We start from the raw sequence: 18,596 nt of genomic DNA, 5'->3' as shown, positions 1-18,596 counted from the left end.
ATCTTAATGTTAAATAAATGTTAAATAAAATATAACATATTGTGTTTTGAGGGGATATTTTGATTCTTTGGGAATATTTGTATTGATGGGAATTTCAGGAAAGACAAAAAAATCCCGTCTTTGTTGCAAAGACGGGATTTTTTATGAGTAAAAGAAGTTTATTCAGCAAGAATAATTCCTTTATTATTATTGAATTCAATAACGCCACTTTTCACTGGGAAAGAAAAAACGCTTTCTCTTTCGTTTTCTTTGGTGAAATGCTTTCCGTATTTCTCATCAATTTCGTTGGCAAAAACTCTTACTTTACCAGAAATTAATGAAGCTACGATCGCGGCGTGATCTTTCATGATATGGAAATCGCCATTTTTTCCGGGAAGCAAAACAGATTTCACTTCGCCTTCAAAAACTACAAATTCCGGGGTTAAAATTTTTATATTCATTTCTATTTAGATTTAAAGATTTCAGATTTCAGATTTCAGACAAAAAGTCTAATGTCTGTTTTCTGAGTTCTTGTGTCTAATTATGCGTTTTCAGCAAGCATTTTCTGTCCAGCTTCAATCGCTTCTTCAATAGTACCTTTAAGGTTGAAAGCCGCTTCTGGTAAGTGATCCAATTCACCATCGATGATCATATTAAATCCTTTGATGGTATCTTTGATATCAACCAATGCACCTTTCAAACCGGTAAATTGCTCTGCAACGTGGAATGGCTGAGAAAGAAAACGTTGTACTTTTCTCGCACGGTAAACAGAAAGTTTATCTTCTTCTGAAAGTTCTTCCATACCCAAAATCGCGATGATATCCTGTAATGCTTTGTATTTCTGAAGAATTTCTTTTACTCTTTGTGCGCAATCGTAATGCTCGTCACCTAAAATTTCAGGAGTAAGGATTCTTGAAGTTGAAGCCAAAGGATCAACCGCTGGATAAATACCTAATGAAGCAATTTTTCTATCCAATACGGTAGTTGCATCCAAGTGAGCAAATGTTGTAGCCGGAGCCGGGTCAGTTAAATCATCCGCAGGTACATAGATCGCTTGTACAGAAGTAATTGAACCGTTTTTAGTCGAAGTAATTCTTTCTTGCATAGCACCCATTTCAGATGCCAAAGTTGGTTGGTAACCTACCGCAGAAGGCATACGCCCAAGAAGTGCAGATACCTCAGAACCCGCTTGTGTAAAACGGAAAATGTTATCAACGAAGAACAAAACGTCTCTACCTTGTCCTTGTCCGTCACCATCACGGAAATATTCCGCAATCGTCAAACCTGAAAGTGCAACTCTTGCTCTAGCTCCAGGTGGCTCGTTCATCTGTCCGAAAACGAAAGTACATTTAGAGTCTTTCATTTCTTCCATATCAACTTTCGATAAATCCCAACCTCCATTTTCCATAGAGTGCATGAATTCATCCCCATATTTAATAATGCCAGATTCTAGCATTTCTCTCAAAAGGTCGTTCCCTTCTCTGGTTCTTTCACCTACACCGGCAAAAACCGAAAGTCCACCGTGGCCTTTTGCGATATTATTAATCAATTCTTGGATCAATACAGTTTTACCAACTCCTGCTCCACCGAACAAACCAATTTTCCCTCCTTTTGCATAAGGTTCTACAAGGTCGATTACTTTAATTCCAGTGAAAAGAATTTCTGCAGAAGTAGAAAGTTGATCAAATTTCGGTGCCTCTCTGTGGATTGGCAAGCCGCCAGTTTCCTTAGAAACTTCTTGAATTCCGTCGATCGCATCACCTACTACATTGAAAAGTCTTCCGTAAACGCCTTCTCCTGTTGGCATAGTAATTTGTCTGCCTTGAGAAACTACTTCCTGACCTCTCTGAAGACCATCAGTAGCATCCATTGCGATACATCTTACTGAATCTTCGCCAATATGTTGTTCTACTTCCAGAATTACCTTGTTACCATCAACTTTAGTGATTTCCAATGCGTCGTAAATCTTCGGAAGCTCTGCTGCATCTGTGAAAACTACGTCGATTACCGGACCGATAATTTGAGAAATTTTTCCTTTAATTTGGTTTGCCATTGCTAATTTTTTTCTTGAGTGCAAATATAATGAAAGTTCCCAAATCTACAATTGCTTAAAAAAAAGATTTTTATCATATTTGCAAAACAAATTTTTCCTCTTGAAAATCACTGAAAATTTATCGCAATATTCTTCTAAAACGCCTCTTGCATTATCCATTGGTATTTTTGATGGCGTACATATCGGACATCAATCTATCATCAAAAAACTTAATGCTATTGCTCGTAGAAAAAACCTGGAGTCTGCAATTCTTACCTTTTGGCCACACCCGAGAACGATTTTCAACCCAGATGACGATTTAAAATTCTTGAATACAATCGAAGAAAAAATTTATCTTCTGGAAAAAAAAGGAGTGGAGAATTTATTTTTAAAAGAGTTTGATGAAGAGTTCCGCAATTTAACAGGTGAAGAATTTGTAAAACAAGTTTTGGTCGAAAAACTCAACGTGAAACATTTAATTATCGGTCACGATCATACTTTTGGCAAAAACCGAAGCGGCGATTTCAGTTTGTTACAAAAAATGTCTTCCGAATACGATTTCGAAGTGGAACAAGTAGAAGCAGTCGATTCTCAGGACAAACACATCAGCTCCACTCAAATCAGAAATGCGCTTTTGGAAGGAAATGTGAAGGAAGCCAACGAAATGTTGGGCTACGTTTATTCTGTTTCAGGAAAAGTAGTTCATGGAAAAAAAATTGGCAGAACCATCGGCTATCCTACAGCAAATATCGCGGCTGATCCAGCGAAACTTTTGCCAAAAAAAGGTGCTTATATTGTGGATGTTTTTGTGAAAAACAAACATTACAAAGGAATGCTAAGCATCGGAACCAACCCGACTGTAAACGGAAATTCGCTTTCCACGGAAGTTTATATTTTGGATTTTAACGGAGATATTTATGATGAAATAATTTCGGTGAATTTCAGAGATTTCCTTCACGATGAAATTAAATTTGAATCTCTTGAAAAACTGATCGAAAGATTGGATGAAGACAAGAAACTAACAGAAAATTTCAATTTCTAAGCATTCAAAACCTCTTCCCTTTTCTTTTTGGTTAAAGAATTCAGGATTAAATCATAAGAATGATCAATCATTTTTTTTATTAAATCGCTTTTCAAACCTTCACACAACACCGAATTCCAGTGGGTTTTATTCATGTGATAAGCTCCGGTAATCTGTGGATGTTTTTCCCGAAGCTCTTCACTCCATTCCGGATCGGTTTTTACCGCAATACTTAATGGTTGCTTTTCCAAAGACATCAATAGAAACATTTTTCCGCCAACCCTCAAAACCAAAGTTTCTTTATCAAAGGGAAAAGTTTCTTCAACTCCTTTTTTGGCGAGGCAATAATCCAGTATTTCGTTGGCATCCATAATTTTAAATAATGATTAAATCTGATTTTTAGAACAACTATCTCAAACAAATTTAGTAATTTTAAAAAAGAAAAATATTCATTAACGATAATTCAATAAAAATGAAAGCACTTGTAATCGGCGCAACCGGCGCAACGGGAAAAGATTTGGTTTATAAATTATTGAATGACAAAGATTATGATGAAGTAAATATCTTCGTTCGGAAACCGATGAATATACAGCATCCGAAACTGAAAACCCATGTTGTAGATTTTGATAAACCCGAAGAATGGAAAGATTTGGTAAAAGGTGATGTTGCTTTTTCTTGTCTAGGAACTACTTTGAAAGCAGCGGGAAGCAAGGAAGCTCAGCGAAAAGTGGATTATAATTATCAATACAATTTTGCAAAAATGGCAAAAGAAAACAATGTGGAAGATTTTATTTTAGTTTCTTCTTACGGAGCCAGCCCGAAATCGAAGATTTTTTATTCGCGGATGAAAGGCGAGCTGGAAGAAAGTATAAAAGCGCTTCATTTCAACAAACTAACAATTTTTCAACCCGGAATGCTCGATCGAAAGGACACCGAAAGAACCGGTGAAGTTTTGGGCGGAAAAATTATCAAATTCGCTAATAAATTTGGAATTCTGACTCAGCAAAAGCCTTTGCCAACCGATATTTTAGCCCAAGCAATGATTAATTCTTCTAAAATAAAATCTTACGGTTATTCCAAAATAAAACTCGGAAGTATTTTCGGTTTTGCAGAAAAAACCAATGGTTAAAAAAAGATAAAAGCCCCAAAATTCAGGGCTTTTATCTTTTAAAAAATCATTTTGAAAGTTATACTTTCATGATTTCTGCTTCTTTCACTTTCAACTGATCGTCGCAAGCTTTCACATACTGATCCGTAAGAACCTGAATTCTCGCTTCCACATCTTTGATCAAATCTTCCGAAATGCCATCTTGTTTTTTCAGTTCTTTCATACCGTCTTGTCGGGCATTTCTTACTGTTACTTTAGTTGCTTCGGCTTCAACTTTCGCAGTTTTTGCGAGTTCGCGTCTTCTTTCTTCTGTTAAAGGCGGAACATTAAGAATGATATTTTCACCATTATTCATCGGTGCAAAACCAAGATTTGAATTGATAATCGCTTTTTCGATGGCACCAATTGCAGTTCTGTCCCAAGGTTGGATTGAAATCGTCATCGCGTCGGGAACCATCACGTTTGCAACTTGATTAAGAGGCGTTGGAGCACCGTAATATTCTACCATCACATCCTGAACCATCGCTGTGGAAGCGCGCCCGGCTCTGATTTTCTGAAAAGCGTGATCCAAATGCTTGATTGCTGCATCCATTTCCTGCTTCACCACGTCTACAATAAGTTCTAATTCTTCCATAAATGTTTAGTTTCTGGGGTTGAAAATTTTATTCACCTTATTATATATTGTTGTGAATAAACTTTTTTAATTTTTAAATTGAATGATCCCGATCGATAAAACGGGAAATTTATTTTATTTATTACTATTCACCAAAGTACCAATGTTTTCGCCTTCTACGATTTTCAGTAAATTGCCTTCTTTATTCATATCAAAAACGATAATTGGCAAATTATTTTCATGGCTCAAGGTGAAAGCAGTCATATCCATTACTTTCAATCCTTTTTCGAAAACTTCATCAAAAGTAAGGGAATTAAATTTCACGGCGTCTGCGTTTTTTTCGGGATCAGAATCGTAAATTCCGTCCACTCTGGTTCCTTTTAAAATAACATCAGCACCAATTTCGATGGCTCTCAAAGTAGCTGCTGTATCGGTAGTGAAATAAGGATTCCCCGTTCCTGCTCCGAAAATTACCACTCTACCCTTTTCCAAATGTCTTGTTGCTTTTCTTTTGATGAAAGGCTCTGCTACTTTGTCCATTTCGATTGCAGATTGTAATCTTGTAAAAATTCCGGCATCTTCCAAAGCTCCTTGCAACGCCATCCCGTTGATTACGGTTGCCAACATTCCCATGTAATCGCCCTGAACTCTATCCATCCCTTTTGCAGCACCGGCTAAACCGCGGAAGATATTTCCGCCACCGATTACGATTGCAACTTGGCAGCCTTTATCGACAACTTTTTTTATTTCTGCGGCATAATCTTTCAGTCGGTCATTATCAATTCCGTACTGTCGGTTTCCCATTAAAGCTTCGCCACTAAGTTTGAGAAGAATTCGTTTGTATTTCATTTTTTACTAGTATTACTTTTTTTGCTCTGCAAATATAAGGAAACGCAAATAATTCCGTTAATAGATTTATATTTACTGAGAAATATTTTGAAAAAAAATTAAAAAAATTATTTTTGCAAACATAAATACAGATTTGAAAAAACTTACTGCCTTTTCTGCACTGCTTATTTCAACCGTTTTTTTGGCTCAGGAAGGAACCAATGTCTATGCATTCCTCAACACGCCGGTTTCTGCAAGACAAGCAGCGTTGGGTGGTGATGCGGTTTCTATTCGGGATTATGATGTAAGTTTTGTTGCAACTAACCCCGGTTTGATGAATCTGGAACAAGACAAAATGATTTCATTGAATTACGCTTCTTATTTAGCAGATTCGAAATACGGAACGATCAGTTATGTAAAGGATTTGCAAGAAGGACATTTGATTTCATTTAATGCAAAATATATGGATTACGGAAGGATGCCGAGAACCGATGAAAGCGCCGTAATCGACGGAGAATTCGGGGCGATGGACGCATCTGTAGGTGTTGGTTACGCTTATCAGTTTGAAGAAAACTGGACCGTTGCCGGAAGCGCCAATTTCGTAAGTTCAAAAATCGACAATTATACTTCGATGGCGGTAGTGGGAAATGCGGGAATTACCTACCATAACGACAAAACCAATGAAACTTTGGCTTTGGTTTTCCGAAATTTTGGTTATCAATTTAAAACTTTCAATGGAGTTCGAGAAAATGTAGCATTCCGGGTAGATTTGGGTTACACAAAAATTCTCGATGAATTTCCGGTCGCTCTTACGATTACCGCACACGATTTGCAGAAACTAAATATTTCTCAGGATTATAACAATAACGGCCAAGAAATCAACTGGACAAGAAAATTTGCTGATCATTTTTCTTTCGGTGCGGAATTATTTCCTCAACAAGCATTCAATATTCGGTTTGGCTATAACGTAAAACGCGGAAATGAGCTTGCAGTGCTGGATCAGAGAAGCTTTGCAGGGCTTTCTGCGGGTTTTGGAATCAAAATTTCATCTTTCCGTTTCGATTATTCCCATATGAGATATCATAATTCTTCGAATGTTAATATGTTTGGGCTTACCTTGGATCTGATTGAAGTTGGCGGAAACCGTCGCTAAAAATTAAATTCAGAAATTACCTTTTTCCTTTTTAATCATTTCTCAAATTCAAAAAAATTGATGAAATTTGCGTCATGAGAAAACCCGTAATCGCCATTGATGGCTATTCATCCACCGGAAAAAGTTCCATCTCCAAAGTCATCGCCAAAAAACTCGGACTGATTCATATGGATACCGGCGCGCTTTACAGAGGCGTTACCTACTTCGCAATCAAAGAATGCTCTGACGAAAACGAAAAAATTGATCTCGAAAAACTCTTCAAAAATTTGAATCAGATTCATTTGGAATTCAAGAAAATAGATGAAGAACTTATTCTTTTTCTCAATGGAAAAGATATTTCAAAAGAAATCCGAACCAACCAAGTTTCTGCCAATGTAAGTTTAATAGCTAGCCAAAAAGAAGTTCGCGATTATTTGATGGAAACCCAACGTTCGATTGCCGAAAAAGGAGGTGTAATAATGGATGGTAGAGATATCGGAACAGTAGTTTTGCCGGATGCTGATTACAAATTTTTCCTTACAGCCAGCATTGAGGAGCGCACGAAGAGACGTTTTCTGGAACTAAAGGGTTTAAACATAGAAACAACGGAGAATGAAGTAAGAGAAAATCTCATTTCACGCGATAAAATTGATAGTGAAAGAGCAATTGCTCCTTTAAAAAAAGCGCACGATGCAATTTTAGTTGATAATTCTTCAATGACCAAAGAGCAAACAATTAATTATATGCTTTCTTTTATTTCTGATATTTAACAAAATTTTAAGACTTTTAAAATTTTAATTGGTATATAAATTGTAACTTTATGGTCGTGGAAACGCAATTAAAAAATTTATTAACTATTAAAAAATAACAAAATGTCTAAAAAAGGAAATAATGCAGCTGGAGTATTAGCAGGATTGCTTGCAGGAGCTGCTGCAGGAGTAGTATTAGGAATGCTTTACGCACCTGAGGAAGGAAAAGAAACTAGAAAAAAAATTAAAACCAAGGCCAACGATTTAAAAGATCAAGCAGTTGACCAATACGGAAAGGTTACAGAAAAAGCAAAAGAGCAATTTCAGGAAGTATCCGGAAAAGTAAAAGATCAGTATGGTAATATTTCTTCTCAAGTGAAAGAAACTGCTGATAAAGTGGTATCTTCAGTAAAAGAAGGTTACGATAAATACAAAGACCAAGCGATCGCAAAAACAACAGAAGTTGTAAAAGATGTAGAAAACGAATTAGACGGATTGAAATCTTAAGATTCCGTTTTTATTCTTTAAAATAAAAAGGAACTTTCTCTTAAGTTCCTTTTTTTGTAATTTTAAAAAAAATATTATGCTCGACCTTGTAAAAGAATACGCATCGAAAAGATTAGACCTCCTGAAAATGGAAGCTACGGAGAAATCATCCATCACCGCAGGAACTCTTGCCATTCTGATAATGGTCGCAATTTCAGGTTTTTTCTTTATTATTTTACTCAATTTTGGACTTGGCTTTCTCATCGGAAGCTATTTGGGGAATTACGCGTACGGATTGCTCATTATGTCGGGATTTTATCTTTTAATTCTTCTTATTGTAATTCTTGCACGGAAGTCTATCAAAAATTCCATCGCCAATAAGATCATTAAATCATTAAACGACTAAATTATGGGATCGAAATACAATAGCTTAGACGAGCTGAAAAGAAAAAAAGCGCTTCTGAAAAAAGAAATCGCCGAGATGGAGGATTTGATCACTTTTGATAACACTAAGGAAAGCTTAAGTGCGTTCACCAACGGATTCACGGACAAATATTTGCAGGAAAAAACCCAACCCGATGGCGAAAAAAAACTAGCGATTAACACCGACGAAATTGTAAAAGAATTTTCGAACAGTGTGAAAGATAAAGTTCTAAACAGAAATTCCGTTTACGGATTTGCCAAAAGTGACGCTGGATTGAATCTCGTTGAAAATGCCTTAAAAATTGGTGCTGTTTCTTTTGTAGGAAATTATGCTAAAAAAAGTCTTTACAACGCGAGCTGGAAAAAGAAAATCATCGGTTTGGCTCTCATCTATTTAGCGCCAATCGCTTTGAGATTTATTCGAGAAAAACTGGAAAATTACCAAAGAAACAAAACCGCCTCGAGTCTCGAGCAATTGATATAAATTTAAACCGCAATGAAGCGGTTTTTTTTATTTTTCTGAGAAAATCTGGCCTAAAATAATTCCCGCCGCCATAGAAACGTTTAAACTTTCGGTAGATTTTGATTTTCCAAAACGGGGAATCGTGATTTTATGGGTTAAAAGTTCTTCAATATTCGGACGAATTCCGTTTCCTTCGTTTCCGAGGATTAAATTAAACTTTTCTGGGAAATCAAACTGATAGAAATTTTCCCCATCCATATCGGTTCCGATAATTGCTGCAGTGGAATTTTGAAGATAATTTTCGATATTTTGATAAGTAATATTCACGCGGAGAAACGATCCCATACTCGCTTGGATCACTTTCGGATTATAAAAATCCACCGTGTCTTCACTGCAAATTATTTGTTCGATTCCAAACCAATCAGCAAGCCGGATAATTGTTCCCAAATTTCCAGGATCCTGAATTCCATCCAAAACCAATTGGATAGGAACATCAGCCAAAAATTTAGGTTCTAGCAGTTCGCAAACCGCTACCGAATCTTTCGGATGTTGCAAAAAACTTATTTTTTTGAGTTCTGAATCCGAAATTTCTATAATTTTCACACCATCAATTCCCAACTCGCTGGGATTTATTGTGAAAATTTCTTGAATTTTATAGCGAGAAAGCGGGATTTCTTTGATGGTTTTATTACCTTCAACCAAAAACAAATTGTATTTTTGTCTGAACTTCTTTTTGTCTAAAGACTGTAAAATTTTTATTTTATGAGCCGTAAGCATGTATCAAAATATTTCCAAAAGTATTACTTATTTTTTGCTTCTGCAATGACCATAGCATTTCTATATGCCTGCAGCACTACAAAAAAGGTTCCCGATGGTGAATTTCTTCTTACAAAAAACAATTACAGATTTGAAGACGGGAAAATTTTTGAAGATCAAATCCCCAATTACGTAAGCCAAAAACCCAATAAAAAAAATCTCTTCCTGTTTCCCATCGGACTTTGGATGTACAATGCAACGGATCCGAAATACGACTCGATTTTGAATGAATACATGACGTATCCTTCGGAAATGAGAAACCAGAAACTTCGGGATTCGCTTTTCATTAAATACAATCATCCGGAATATGTTGGTAAAAGTCTTTTTTATGAAAGATTCATGCACAGTATTGGGCAACCACCGGTAATTTTAGACCAAGGAAAAACCGAAACAAGCGCCAATTCCATCCGAAAATTTTTTGTTTTTAAAGGCTATTGGGATACTGATGTGAAATTCAGTCACGATTTAGATTCTGCATCGAAAAAAGCGGAAGTCGATTACTTGATTACTCATAAAGATCCTACCTACATTAGCGAATATTACTACAATATTCCCGACCAAGCGATTAAAAGCATCTATGAAGAGCAATTATCTAAAAGTTTGGTAAAAGGTAAGCAAATCCTGGATCAAACTACATTGGAAAATGAGGTAAAAAGAATCAACGAAATGGTGAAAGATCGTGGATATTATAAGTTCAATAATTCCAGTGAAGAAATATTTTTCACTGCGGATACGCTTCAAAGCAGAAAGCAAGTTCCTCTGATCATGGACATTCACAGCGATTCTTTGGATACTCCTTATCGAATCACAACGATTGGAGACATCAAAGTTCATTATGTCGAAAAATTATCGGATACTTTAGAAACAGTGAAAGATTCACTTTTAGGAATAAATTTCTATAAACTTGATGATCAGTACAAAACCATCTCACTTTGGCGACCAATCATTCTGGAAACCGGTGAAGTGTACAATCAGCGAAACTTGGATCTTACCAAAAGAAACATCGCTTCGATGAACAACTTCAACATTTTAAAGTACAACGAAACTCTTCGCAAAGGAAACGACAGTATTTTGGATGTGAGTTATTACCTTTCTCCGCTTGCGAAATACGATTTCAAAGTGGCTACTGATATCAACTACTCGCAAATTCTCAATTTTGGAGTCTCGCCGTCAGTTGATTTAACGACGAGAAATATTTTTGGTGGTGCAGAAAACCTTACGACCAGTGTTTCCGGAATTTTCGGTTCGGTAGTGAATACAAAAGATGAAACGAAACGAAGTTTAGCATACGAAATTTCCGCACAAGCTTCCTTAAATTTTCCAAGACTTCTGCTACCATTCAAATCTTGGAAGGTGATTCCCAAACGCTACTCTCCTACTTCATCAATTGTTTTGGGAGCTTCGGTTCAAGATAATATCGGTTTGGGAAGAATTGGTTTTAATGCTGGTTTAAATTATTTTGCAAATGTGAACGACATTGTTTCCCATCGATTAACGCTTTTCAACAGCCAGCTGAGTTTAACCCGAAACAAAGATCGTTACTACGATTTCTTCCCGAACGATCGATTGGCGGTAGACAATGTTCATCAAATCTATTTTCAGTCGCATCCCGAAATACAAACCCAATTGAATAATGGCGAAATCACTTTCGACCAAGTATCGCAGACGATTAATAATGACTTAGATTTTCAAAATAGTCTTAACCCAGATCAGCAAAACCAGTATTCCACTTTTATTCAAACTTTAATCAACAAAGACCGCCAAACACAAGATGTCTTGATTTCTTCGGTCATTTATAATTTTATTTATAATGAAATCGGGAAAAAAGACAGGCCAAATCCTTTTTATTTGAATGCTAAATTTGAATCTGCCGGGAATATTTTCAGCATCTTCAATAGTAGAGAAGAAGTAACAGGATTGGTTTCAGGAAGCTCTAAAAAGATTTTCGACATTCCCTATTCTCAATTTGTGAAATTCGATTTTGATGTAAGAAAATATTTTAGTTTTTTCAATGATAAACATACTTTGGCTTTACGCCAGTTTATCGGAATCGGAATTCCTTATGGAAACTCTTCTACCATGCCTTTTGTACGATCTTATTTCAATGGCGGTTCCAATGATATTCGGGCGTGGCGAGTTTTCGGTGGATTAGGTCCTGCAGATTCTCAATTGGACGAAAAAGTGCGCGCGTATATCATGGACAATGTAAAACTCACGACCAATATCGAATATCGAATGCCATTTACCAAAATGTTTGAAGGCGCTGCTTTTATCGATGCCGGAAATATCTGGAGTTTAAAGGACAATGGTTTTGGTGACGAGTTTAAATTCAATAAATTCCTTTCCCAAATGGGAGTCGGAACCGGTATTGGTTTAAGGATTAATGTGGCGTACATCACGCTACGTTTGGACGCAGCTTACAAAGTTTATGATCCCAACAAACCCATCGGCGACCGATGGGTGATTCAGAAATGGCAACCTCTGAAACCTGTGCTCAATTTTGCCTTTGGTTATCCTTTTTAATGATACAATTAATATAAAAAAACCGCTTCCAATGGAGGCGGTTTTTGTGTCTATACAAGTTTTTTATTCGAGATCAAAAAGTTCCCCGATGACTCCTTCTTCGGGGAAATCTTCGTCTCTCACATCTTGGTCAATAAAACTAATATGTCCTTCGGTAGATTCCACCGAATCAAAACCTTCATTGATTTCCTCCGGCTCCGGAATAGTGATGTTAATGCTTTTCAGTTTATTCTTGGTTAACTGATTTCCAATTGCTTTAATTCCTTTCACCGCGATAAACTCGTCTGTGGTAATGGTTTCCGGATCTTTCACCTTGTCTTTGTCTTTCGCAAAAACAAGTTCTAACGTTGAATTATTAGCCACGATTACATTTTCTATAAAAGATTTCGGATGGTCCGAAGGCATGAAGTGTTGCACATTGGTCGTATTATCGAGCAAAAATCTCTTGATGAAATAAATTCCTTTTTCGCCATCAAAATAAATACAAGTAATCGGTTGCTCCGGTTTCCATTTTTCGAGGATCAAATAATCATCATCAAAGCGGTTCATTAAGTCAAAAGAAACCAATTTGGCTTCTCCCTGGGAATTGATGGTGAGGATTTTATCATCTCCTTTGAAACTTCCGAGCAATGTCCCTCTTGCATCAGCATTCAAACGCCTCACGGTTTCATCAAACCAGATTTTTCGCGGCGCCAAAGTGGAGTGACCTTCCTCTTTTAAATCTACTTTTTTTACCGCATATTTCGTCACCAAATTTCCTTTAGAATCTCTTCCTTTAATCGCAAGATCAGAGAAATCTATTTCAATTTTGTTCTTTCTTACTCTGGCGTTGGGCTTCAATAAAACAGTTACCAATTCTGCTTCACCATTTGGATTGGCCGAAAAATAAAGCATTTCCGAACCTTTCTTGTCGGATGATAGTTTATAGTCGGTATTTCGGGTAACTCCCGTTACGGAAAATCGTTTCATATAATATGGTCCTGTACTACCTTCACGGTAAATCATGTTGTAGACCGTTCGTTTATCGTTCTTTTTCCAAACCGCAACGTGAACGATATTTTTTCCTATAAAGGTTTTGGCTTCCACTTTTACCACTTTCATCGTTCCGTCTTTTTGGAACGTGATGATATCATCAATATCCGAACAATCGAACAAATACTGATCTTTTTTCAATGAAGTTCCGATAAAACCTTCTTCGAAATTTGCATAGAATTTTTCGTTAGCCACCGCCACTTTGGTCGCATCGATGTTATCGAAAACCCGTAATTCTGTTCTACGTTCTTTACCTTTACCGTATTTTTTTTGTATGTTGGTATAATAATCTATCGCATAAGCAATTAGATTATCCAAATGGTATTTCACCTGCTCTATTTTCCCTTCAAGAGCGAGGATATTTTCTTTGAATTTATCAAGATCGAAGCGCGAAATTCTTTTAATTCTAATTTCGGTTAACCTCAAAATATCATCTTCGGTTATTGCACGAAGCAAATTTTTGGTATGCGGTTTAAGGCCTTTGTCAATAGTTGCGATTACTTCTTCCCAAGATTTCACTTCTTCGATATCGTGATAAATTCTGTTCTCGATAAAAATTCGTTCCAGCGAAGCAAAATGCCAGTTTTCTTGCAGCTCATGAAGCTCAATTTCAAGCTCTTTTTTCAATAAAGAAACCGTGTGATCGGTATTTCTTCTGAGGATTTCCGAAACAGTTAAAAATTCGGGTTTATCACCAACAATCACGCATGCATTGGGAGAAATCGGAATCTCGCAATCGGTAAAAGCATACAGCGCATCAATGGTCTTATCGGGAGAAACATCGTTGGTAAGGTGAATATTGATTTCAACGGTATCAGAAGTATTGTCCTCGATTTTTTTAATTTTTATTTTCCCTTTTTCGTTGGCTTTAATAACGGAATCAATCAAATCGCCGGTATTTTTACCAAAAGGAAGTTCTGTGATGCAGAGCGTATTTTTATCTTTCTGAATAATTCGAGCTCTTGCACGAATTCTTCCACCACGTTCACCATCGTTATAATTGGATACATCGAGCATTCCACCGGTGAGGAAATCCGGATAAAGCTCAAATTTTTTACCTTTCAAATGTGCAACGGAGGCATTAATCAACTCATTGAAATTATGAGGCATAATCTTCGTAGAAAGTCCAACACCAATCCCTTCCACTCCGGATGCAAGCAAGAGCGGAAATTTAACAGGAAGATCGACCGGTTCGTTGTTTCGTCCGTCATACGACTTTGACCAATGCGTTGTTTTCGGGTTGAAAACGACTTCCAAAGCGAAAGGCGTTAATCTTGCCTCGATATATCTCGCAGCCGCGGCGGAATCTCCAGTATAGATATTTCCCCAGTTTCCTTGGGTATCGATGAGAAGTTCCTTTTGCCCAATTTGCACCATTGCATCGGTAATGGAGGCATCACCGTGAGGGTGATATTTCATGGTATTTCCTACGATATTCGCCACTTTGTTGTAGCGGCCATCTTCCAACTCTCGCATGGAGTGCATGATTCTGCGCTGTACGGGTTTGAAACCATCAAAAATTGAAGGAATCGCCCGATCCAAAATAACATAGGACGCGTAATCTAAAAACCAATCCTTGTAAAGCCCGGAAACCTTTTTCAGCGATTCTTCGTGGTGATTTTCTTGTTCTTCCATCAATTATTTTCTCTCTCTTTATTCGTTTTAATCACTTTACTTAAGGACATTTTCAAATCATTCAGTTCTTTCTTGGTAAGATAAGAAATATCATATTTTAAGATGATTGAATGATTTTTTTTACTTGAAATCGTGATGTATAATTTTTTTAAAATAATGGCATTCAGGACTTCATAGTTTTTCAGTTTATACTTCGGAAACTCGTCACTCAATGCTTTGTCTAGGAAAAGGACAACATTTCTGTTCTTGAAATTAAGCGCTTCACCGTCACTATCATATTCAAAAATCTGTCGACCTCTGAGGTAAAAAATCAGAATGCCTAGAATCGGAATAATGATTAACAGAAACTCGAACCAACCTAAATAGTGGTAACGATACCGCTCCAAAAAAAACAAAAAAATTCCTAAAAATAGCCCGACGGTGACAAGCGTGCTAAGAAATTGAAAATATCCTGCTTTGTTTCGGTTACTGAGTCTCATATCATTAGTTTTCCTGACTTTAGTTTAGCTTAACATGTCCGTTAATATTTCTTTTTTATCGATATCTGGATCTTCCACCACCAAATTTTCGAGGATAAATGTTTGGCGATCAGGCGTATTTTTCCCCATATAAAATTCTAAAATTTGAAGTATGGTTTGATCCTTTCCTAAAACTACAGGTTCCAAACGAATATCTTTTCCGATAAAATGCTTGAATTCATCCGGAGAAATCTCGCCTAATCCCTTAAATCTTGTGATTTCTGGATTTTTCCCTAGTTCATTCAGTGCTTTTATTCTTTCAGCTTCAGAATAGCAATAGCGGGTTTCCTTCTTATTTCTGACTCTGAAAAGTGGAGTTTGCAAAATATAAAGATGTCCATTTTTAATCAAATCCGGGAAAAATTGCAAGAAAAAAGTAATCATCAACAGACGAATATGCATACCATCCACATCAGCATCAGTAGCGATGATTACGTGGTTGTAACGAAGGTCTTCCAATGAATCTTCAATATTTAATGCAGCCTGCAACAGGTTGAATTCTTCGTTTTCGTACACTACTCTTTTGGTTAAACCAAAGCAGTTCAAAGGTTTTCCTTTAAGTGAAAATACCGCCTGGGTTTCCACATCACGGGATTTGGTAATGGAACCGGAAGCAGAATCTCCCTCAGTGATGAAGATCATGGTTTCGGCTTTTCTCAGGGCTTTTTGGTCGTTATAATGTTGTCTGCAATCGCGCAATTTCTTGTTATGAAGCGAAACTTTTTTAGCTCTTTCTCGCGCGAGTTTTTGTATGCCGGAAAGTTCTTTTCTTTCCCTTTCCGAAATGATGATTTTGCGGTGAATAGCTTCAGCGATTTCTTGGTTTTGATGCAAGAAATTATCCAATTTATTTTTAAGAAAATTGGTGATAAAAGTTCTCACCGTTTCCTTGCCGGGTTCCATTTCGTTGGAGCCTAACTTTGTTTTGGTTTGCGATTCGAAAACCGGCTCGATTACTTTGATGGAAACCGCTGCAATAATTGATTTTCTGATGTCTGCCGCCTCGAAATTTTTATTGAAATATTCGCGAATGGTTTTCACATAAGCTTCCCGAAAAGCATTCAAATGCGTTCCACCCTGCGTGGTATTTTGTCCGTTTACAAAAGAAAAATACGTTTCCGACTGGGATTTGTCGGAATGCGTGATTGCCACTTCGATATCTTCATCTTTCAGGTGAACAACAGGATACAGGATTTCGCCTTCAATTTCTTCTTGAAGCAAATCTTTCAAACCGTTTTCTGAGAAGAAAGTTTCGCCATTAAAGATAATTTTCAAGCCGGGATTCAGGTAGCAGTAGTTCTTGAGCATCTTTTCGATGTACTCTTTCCTGAATTTATAATGAGTAAAAATCGAAGCATCTGGAATAAAGGTAATTTCCGTTCCGTTTCGATCTGAAGTATCAATTTCAGAATGATCTGCGGTGATAATTCCTTTAGAAAATTCGGCTATTTTTGCTTTGCCTTCTCGAACAGATTTTACTTTAAAATATTCAGAAAGTGCATTCACCGCTTTGGTACCCACCCCGTTCAAACCTACCGATTTTTTAAACGCTTTGGAGTCATATTTACCACCGGTATTCATTTTAGAAACTGCGTCAACTACTTTCCCTAAAGGGATTCCACGACCATAATCTCGGATCATGGCTTTGCCTTCGTCGATTTTAATTTCAATGCGCTTTCCGGATTTCATTACAAATTCGTCAATGGAATTATCAATGATTTCCTTGAGAAGAATATAAATACCGTCGTCCGCGGAGGAACCATCGCCCAACTTCCCAATATACATTCCCGGGCGAATTCGGATATGCTCCTGCCAATCGAGGGTTCTGATGTTGTCTTCGGAATAATTTACAGTAGTATTTTCACTCATAGAACTTGGAGTTACTTTAAAATTCAGTAACTCACAAAAATAGCGAAACGAAATTGATTTTTAAAATTTTGTGGAAAATTATTTTAATATCTATTGAATTTTTACGATATAAAAAAGAAATTAATACATATCTGAAATAAAAAAATCGCCATGAATTATAGCGATTTTATTTTATGATTAAATTTTATGGAATTACACATTAAAACGGAAATGCATCACATCGCCATCTTTCACGATATATTCTTTTCCTTCTACGCGCATTTTTCCAGCTTCTTTTACTTTCGCTTCCGAACCGAAATTCACGAAATCATCATAAGCAATAACTTCCGCACGGATAAATCCTTTTTCGAAATCGGTATGAATCACTCCTGCTGCTTGCGGCGCGGTCCAACCTTGGCCGATGGTCCATGCGCGAACTTCTTTTACACCGGCGGTAAAATAGGTTTGAAGTTTCAATAAATCATAAGCTTTTCTGATCAATCGGTTTACGCCCGGCTCTTCTAGGCCGAGTTCTTCAAGAAACATTTGTCTTTCTTCGAAAGTTTCCAATTCGTTGATGTCAGCTTCAATTTGCGCCGCTAAAACAACTACTTCAGCATTTTCATTGGCTGCCATTTCTTCGATTTTGGCAATCCATTCATTACCGTTTTTAATGGAATTTTCATCCACGTTACAAACATAAAGAACTGGTTTATTGGTCAGCAACTGAATTTCACCAATCACAGAAGCCGCGAAATCATCCATCGGAAATTCTCTCACATTTTTACCGTCTTCCACAAATTTCTGAAGATTAGAAAGCGTTTCGTAAGTCAAAACATCTTCTTTTTTACCAGATTTAATGAATTTTTTAGCTTTATCAACCGCTTTTCCAAGGGTTTCTAGATCTTTCAATTGCAATTCGATATCGATGATTTCCTTATCTCTCATTGGATCTACGGAACCTTCTACGTGAACAATATTTCCGTTTTCGAAACATCTTAAAACATGAATAATGGCTTCACACTCTCGAATATTAGCGAGAAATTGGTTACCCAAACCTTCTCCTTTGCTCGCGCCTTTCACCAAACCTGCTATATCCACGATTTCTACCACTGCCGGCAAAACTCTTTCCGGATTTACCAGTTTTTCCAACTCAAATAATCTGGGATCAGGTACAGAAACCGTTCCCAAATTGGGCTCGATGGTACAGAAAGGATAATTCGCCGATTGCGCTTTGGCGTTACTTAAACAATTAAAGAGGGTTGATTTACCTACATTGGGCAAACCTACAATTCCACATTTCATATATTATTTTTATAGGTGTGCAAAGATAAGATTTTTATCCTATTTTATTTAATGAAAAAAAGATGGTAATTTTAAATTTTACAAA

Annotated in this window: 18 protein-coding genes; 8 read left to right on the top strand and 10 right to left on the bottom strand. The window is 36.8% G+C overall.

From position 1 onward, the window contains the following. Nucleotides 1–158: 158 nt before the first annotated feature. Both H0S70_RS03460 and atpD read right to left on the bottom strand, forming a co-directional pair. A complete protein-coding gene (locus tag H0S70_RS03460) occupies nucleotides 159–440 on the bottom strand; it encodes a FoF1 ATP synthase subunit delta/epsilon (protein WP_188321712.1) in 282 nt (93 codons plus the stop codon). Nucleotides 441–520: 80 nt separating this feature from the next. Next, nucleotides 521–2,032, bottom strand: a complete 1,512-nt coding sequence (gene atpD, locus H0S70_RS03455; protein WP_188321711.1) for a F0F1 ATP synthase subunit beta — start codon at nucleotides 2,030–2,032, stop codon at nucleotides 521–523. A 100-nt stretch (nucleotides 2,033–2,132) separates the two neighbouring features. Between atpD and H0S70_RS03450 the strand changes: the two genes are divergently transcribed. Beyond that, complete coding sequence (locus H0S70_RS03450) at nucleotides 2,133–3,053, top strand: bifunctional riboflavin kinase/FAD synthetase (RefSeq protein ID WP_188321710.1); 921 nt, start codon at nucleotides 2,133–2,135, stop codon at nucleotides 3,051–3,053. Here H0S70_RS03450 and H0S70_RS03445 read toward each other — a convergent pair. After that, nucleotides 3,050–3,403, bottom strand: coding sequence for an MmcQ/YjbR family DNA-binding protein (locus H0S70_RS03445; protein ID WP_188321709.1), 354 nt, complete (start codon nucleotides 3,401–3,403; stop codon nucleotides 3,050–3,052). The two genes, H0S70_RS03450 and H0S70_RS03445, sit on opposite strands and share 4 nt — an antisense overlap. A 101-nt stretch (nucleotides 3,404–3,504) precedes the next feature. Between H0S70_RS03445 and H0S70_RS03440 the strand changes: the two genes are divergently transcribed. Continuing rightward, nucleotides 3,505–4,161 carry an NAD(P)H-binding protein gene (locus H0S70_RS03440; RefSeq protein WP_188321708.1) on the top strand — a complete coding sequence of 219 codons (657 nt, stop codon included), beginning with the start codon at nucleotides 3,505–3,507 and terminating at the stop codon, nucleotides 4,159–4,161. A 58-nt stretch (nucleotides 4,162–4,219) separates the two neighbouring features. Here the strand turns inward: H0S70_RS03440 and frr are convergent, their stop codons facing one another. Together frr and pyrH are read right to left on the bottom strand one after the other, a co-directional pair. After that, nucleotides 4,220–4,774, bottom strand: a complete 555-nt coding sequence (frr, locus tag H0S70_RS03435) for a ribosome recycling factor (protein WP_188321707.1) — start codon at nucleotides 4,772–4,774, stop codon at nucleotides 4,220–4,222. 114 nt (nucleotides 4,775–4,888) lie between these two features. Further along, entirely contained in the window at nucleotides 4,889–5,602 is a 714-nt protein-coding gene (gene pyrH, locus H0S70_RS03430) for a UMP kinase (protein WP_188321706.1), read from the bottom strand. 133 nt (nucleotides 5,603–5,735) lie between these two features. Here pyrH and porQ point away from each other — a divergent pair, with 133 nt between their 5' ends. From porQ to H0S70_RS03405, 5 genes are all read left to right on the top strand, one after another. Next, complete coding sequence (porQ, locus tag H0S70_RS03425) at nucleotides 5,736–6,734, top strand: type IX secretion system protein PorQ (protein WP_188321705.1); 999 nt, start codon at nucleotides 5,736–5,738, stop codon at nucleotides 6,732–6,734. A 74-nt stretch (nucleotides 6,735–6,808) separates the two neighbouring features. Next, complete coding sequence (cmk, locus tag H0S70_RS03420) at nucleotides 6,809–7,483, top strand: (d)CMP kinase (protein WP_188321704.1); 675 nt, start codon at nucleotides 6,809–6,811, stop codon at nucleotides 7,481–7,483. 102 nt (nucleotides 7,484–7,585) lie between these two features. Further along, complete coding sequence (locus H0S70_RS03415) at nucleotides 7,586–7,969, top strand: YtxH domain-containing protein (RefSeq protein ID WP_123247793.1); 384 nt, start codon at nucleotides 7,586–7,588, stop codon at nucleotides 7,967–7,969. Nucleotides 7,970–8,045: 76 nt separating this feature from the next. Then, on the top strand, nucleotides 8,046–8,354 hold the full coding sequence (locus H0S70_RS03410) for a phage holin family protein (protein ID WP_188321703.1): 309 nt from the start codon (nucleotides 8,046–8,048) through the stop codon (nucleotides 8,352–8,354). 3 nt (nucleotides 8,355–8,357) lie between these two features. After that, on the top strand, nucleotides 8,358–8,855 hold the full coding sequence (locus H0S70_RS03405; protein WP_188321702.1) for a phosphoribosyl-ATP pyrophosphatase: 498 nt from the start codon (nucleotides 8,358–8,360) through the stop codon (nucleotides 8,853–8,855). A 27-nt stretch (nucleotides 8,856–8,882) separates the two neighbouring features. On the opposite strand, the gene H0S70_RS03400 is transcribed toward H0S70_RS03405, so the two are convergent. Next, nucleotides 8,883–9,611 (bottom strand): TrmH family RNA methyltransferase, encoded by a 729-nt coding sequence (locus tag H0S70_RS03400; protein ID WP_188321701.1) that lies wholly within the window; start codon nucleotides 9,609–9,611, stop codon nucleotides 8,883–8,885. On the opposite strand from H0S70_RS03400, the gene tamL reads away from it, so the two are divergent. After that, nucleotides 9,597–12,173 carry a translocation and assembly module lipoprotein TamL gene (gene tamL, locus H0S70_RS03395; protein ID WP_188321700.1) on the top strand — a complete coding sequence of 859 codons (2,577 nt, stop codon included), beginning with the start codon at nucleotides 9,597–9,599 and terminating at the stop codon, nucleotides 12,171–12,173. The genes H0S70_RS03400 and tamL overlap by 15 nt on opposite strands. Nucleotides 12,174–12,236: 63 nt before the next feature. On the opposite strand, the gene H0S70_RS03390 is transcribed toward tamL, so the two are convergent. The 4 genes from H0S70_RS03390 to ychF all read right to left on the bottom strand — a co-directional run bounded on the left by H0S70_RS03390 (nucleotide 12,237) and on the right by ychF (nucleotide 18,511). Then, nucleotides 12,237–14,840, bottom strand: a complete 2,604-nt coding sequence (locus tag H0S70_RS03390) for a DNA gyrase/topoisomerase IV subunit A (RefSeq protein ID WP_188321699.1) — start codon at nucleotides 14,838–14,840, stop codon at nucleotides 12,237–12,239. Next, nucleotides 14,840–15,319 (bottom strand): hypothetical protein, encoded by a 480-nt coding sequence (locus H0S70_RS03385; protein ID WP_188321698.1) that lies wholly within the window; start codon nucleotides 15,317–15,319, stop codon nucleotides 14,840–14,842. Before H0S70_RS03385 ends, H0S70_RS03390 begins: the two co-directional genes overlap by 1 nt. A 24-nt stretch (nucleotides 15,320–15,343) precedes the next feature. Then, a complete protein-coding gene (locus tag H0S70_RS03380) occupies nucleotides 15,344–17,227 on the bottom strand; it encodes a DNA topoisomerase IV subunit B (protein ID WP_123247800.1) in 1,884 nt (627 codons plus the stop codon). A gap of 192 nt (nucleotides 17,228–17,419) precedes the next feature. Further along, nucleotides 17,420–18,511, bottom strand: coding sequence for a redox-regulated ATPase YchF (ychF, locus tag H0S70_RS03375; RefSeq protein ID WP_031502796.1), 1,092 nt, complete (start codon nucleotides 18,509–18,511; stop codon nucleotides 17,420–17,422). Nucleotides 18,512–18,596 lie beyond the last annotated feature (85 nt).

Source organism: Chryseobacterium manosquense (genome assembly GCF_014623485.1).
GTDB classification, from domain to species: Bacteria; Bacteroidota; Bacteroidia; order Flavobacteriales; family Weeksellaceae; genus Kaistella; species Kaistella haifensis.
This window is presented reverse-complemented; position numbering and strand designations above follow the sequence as displayed.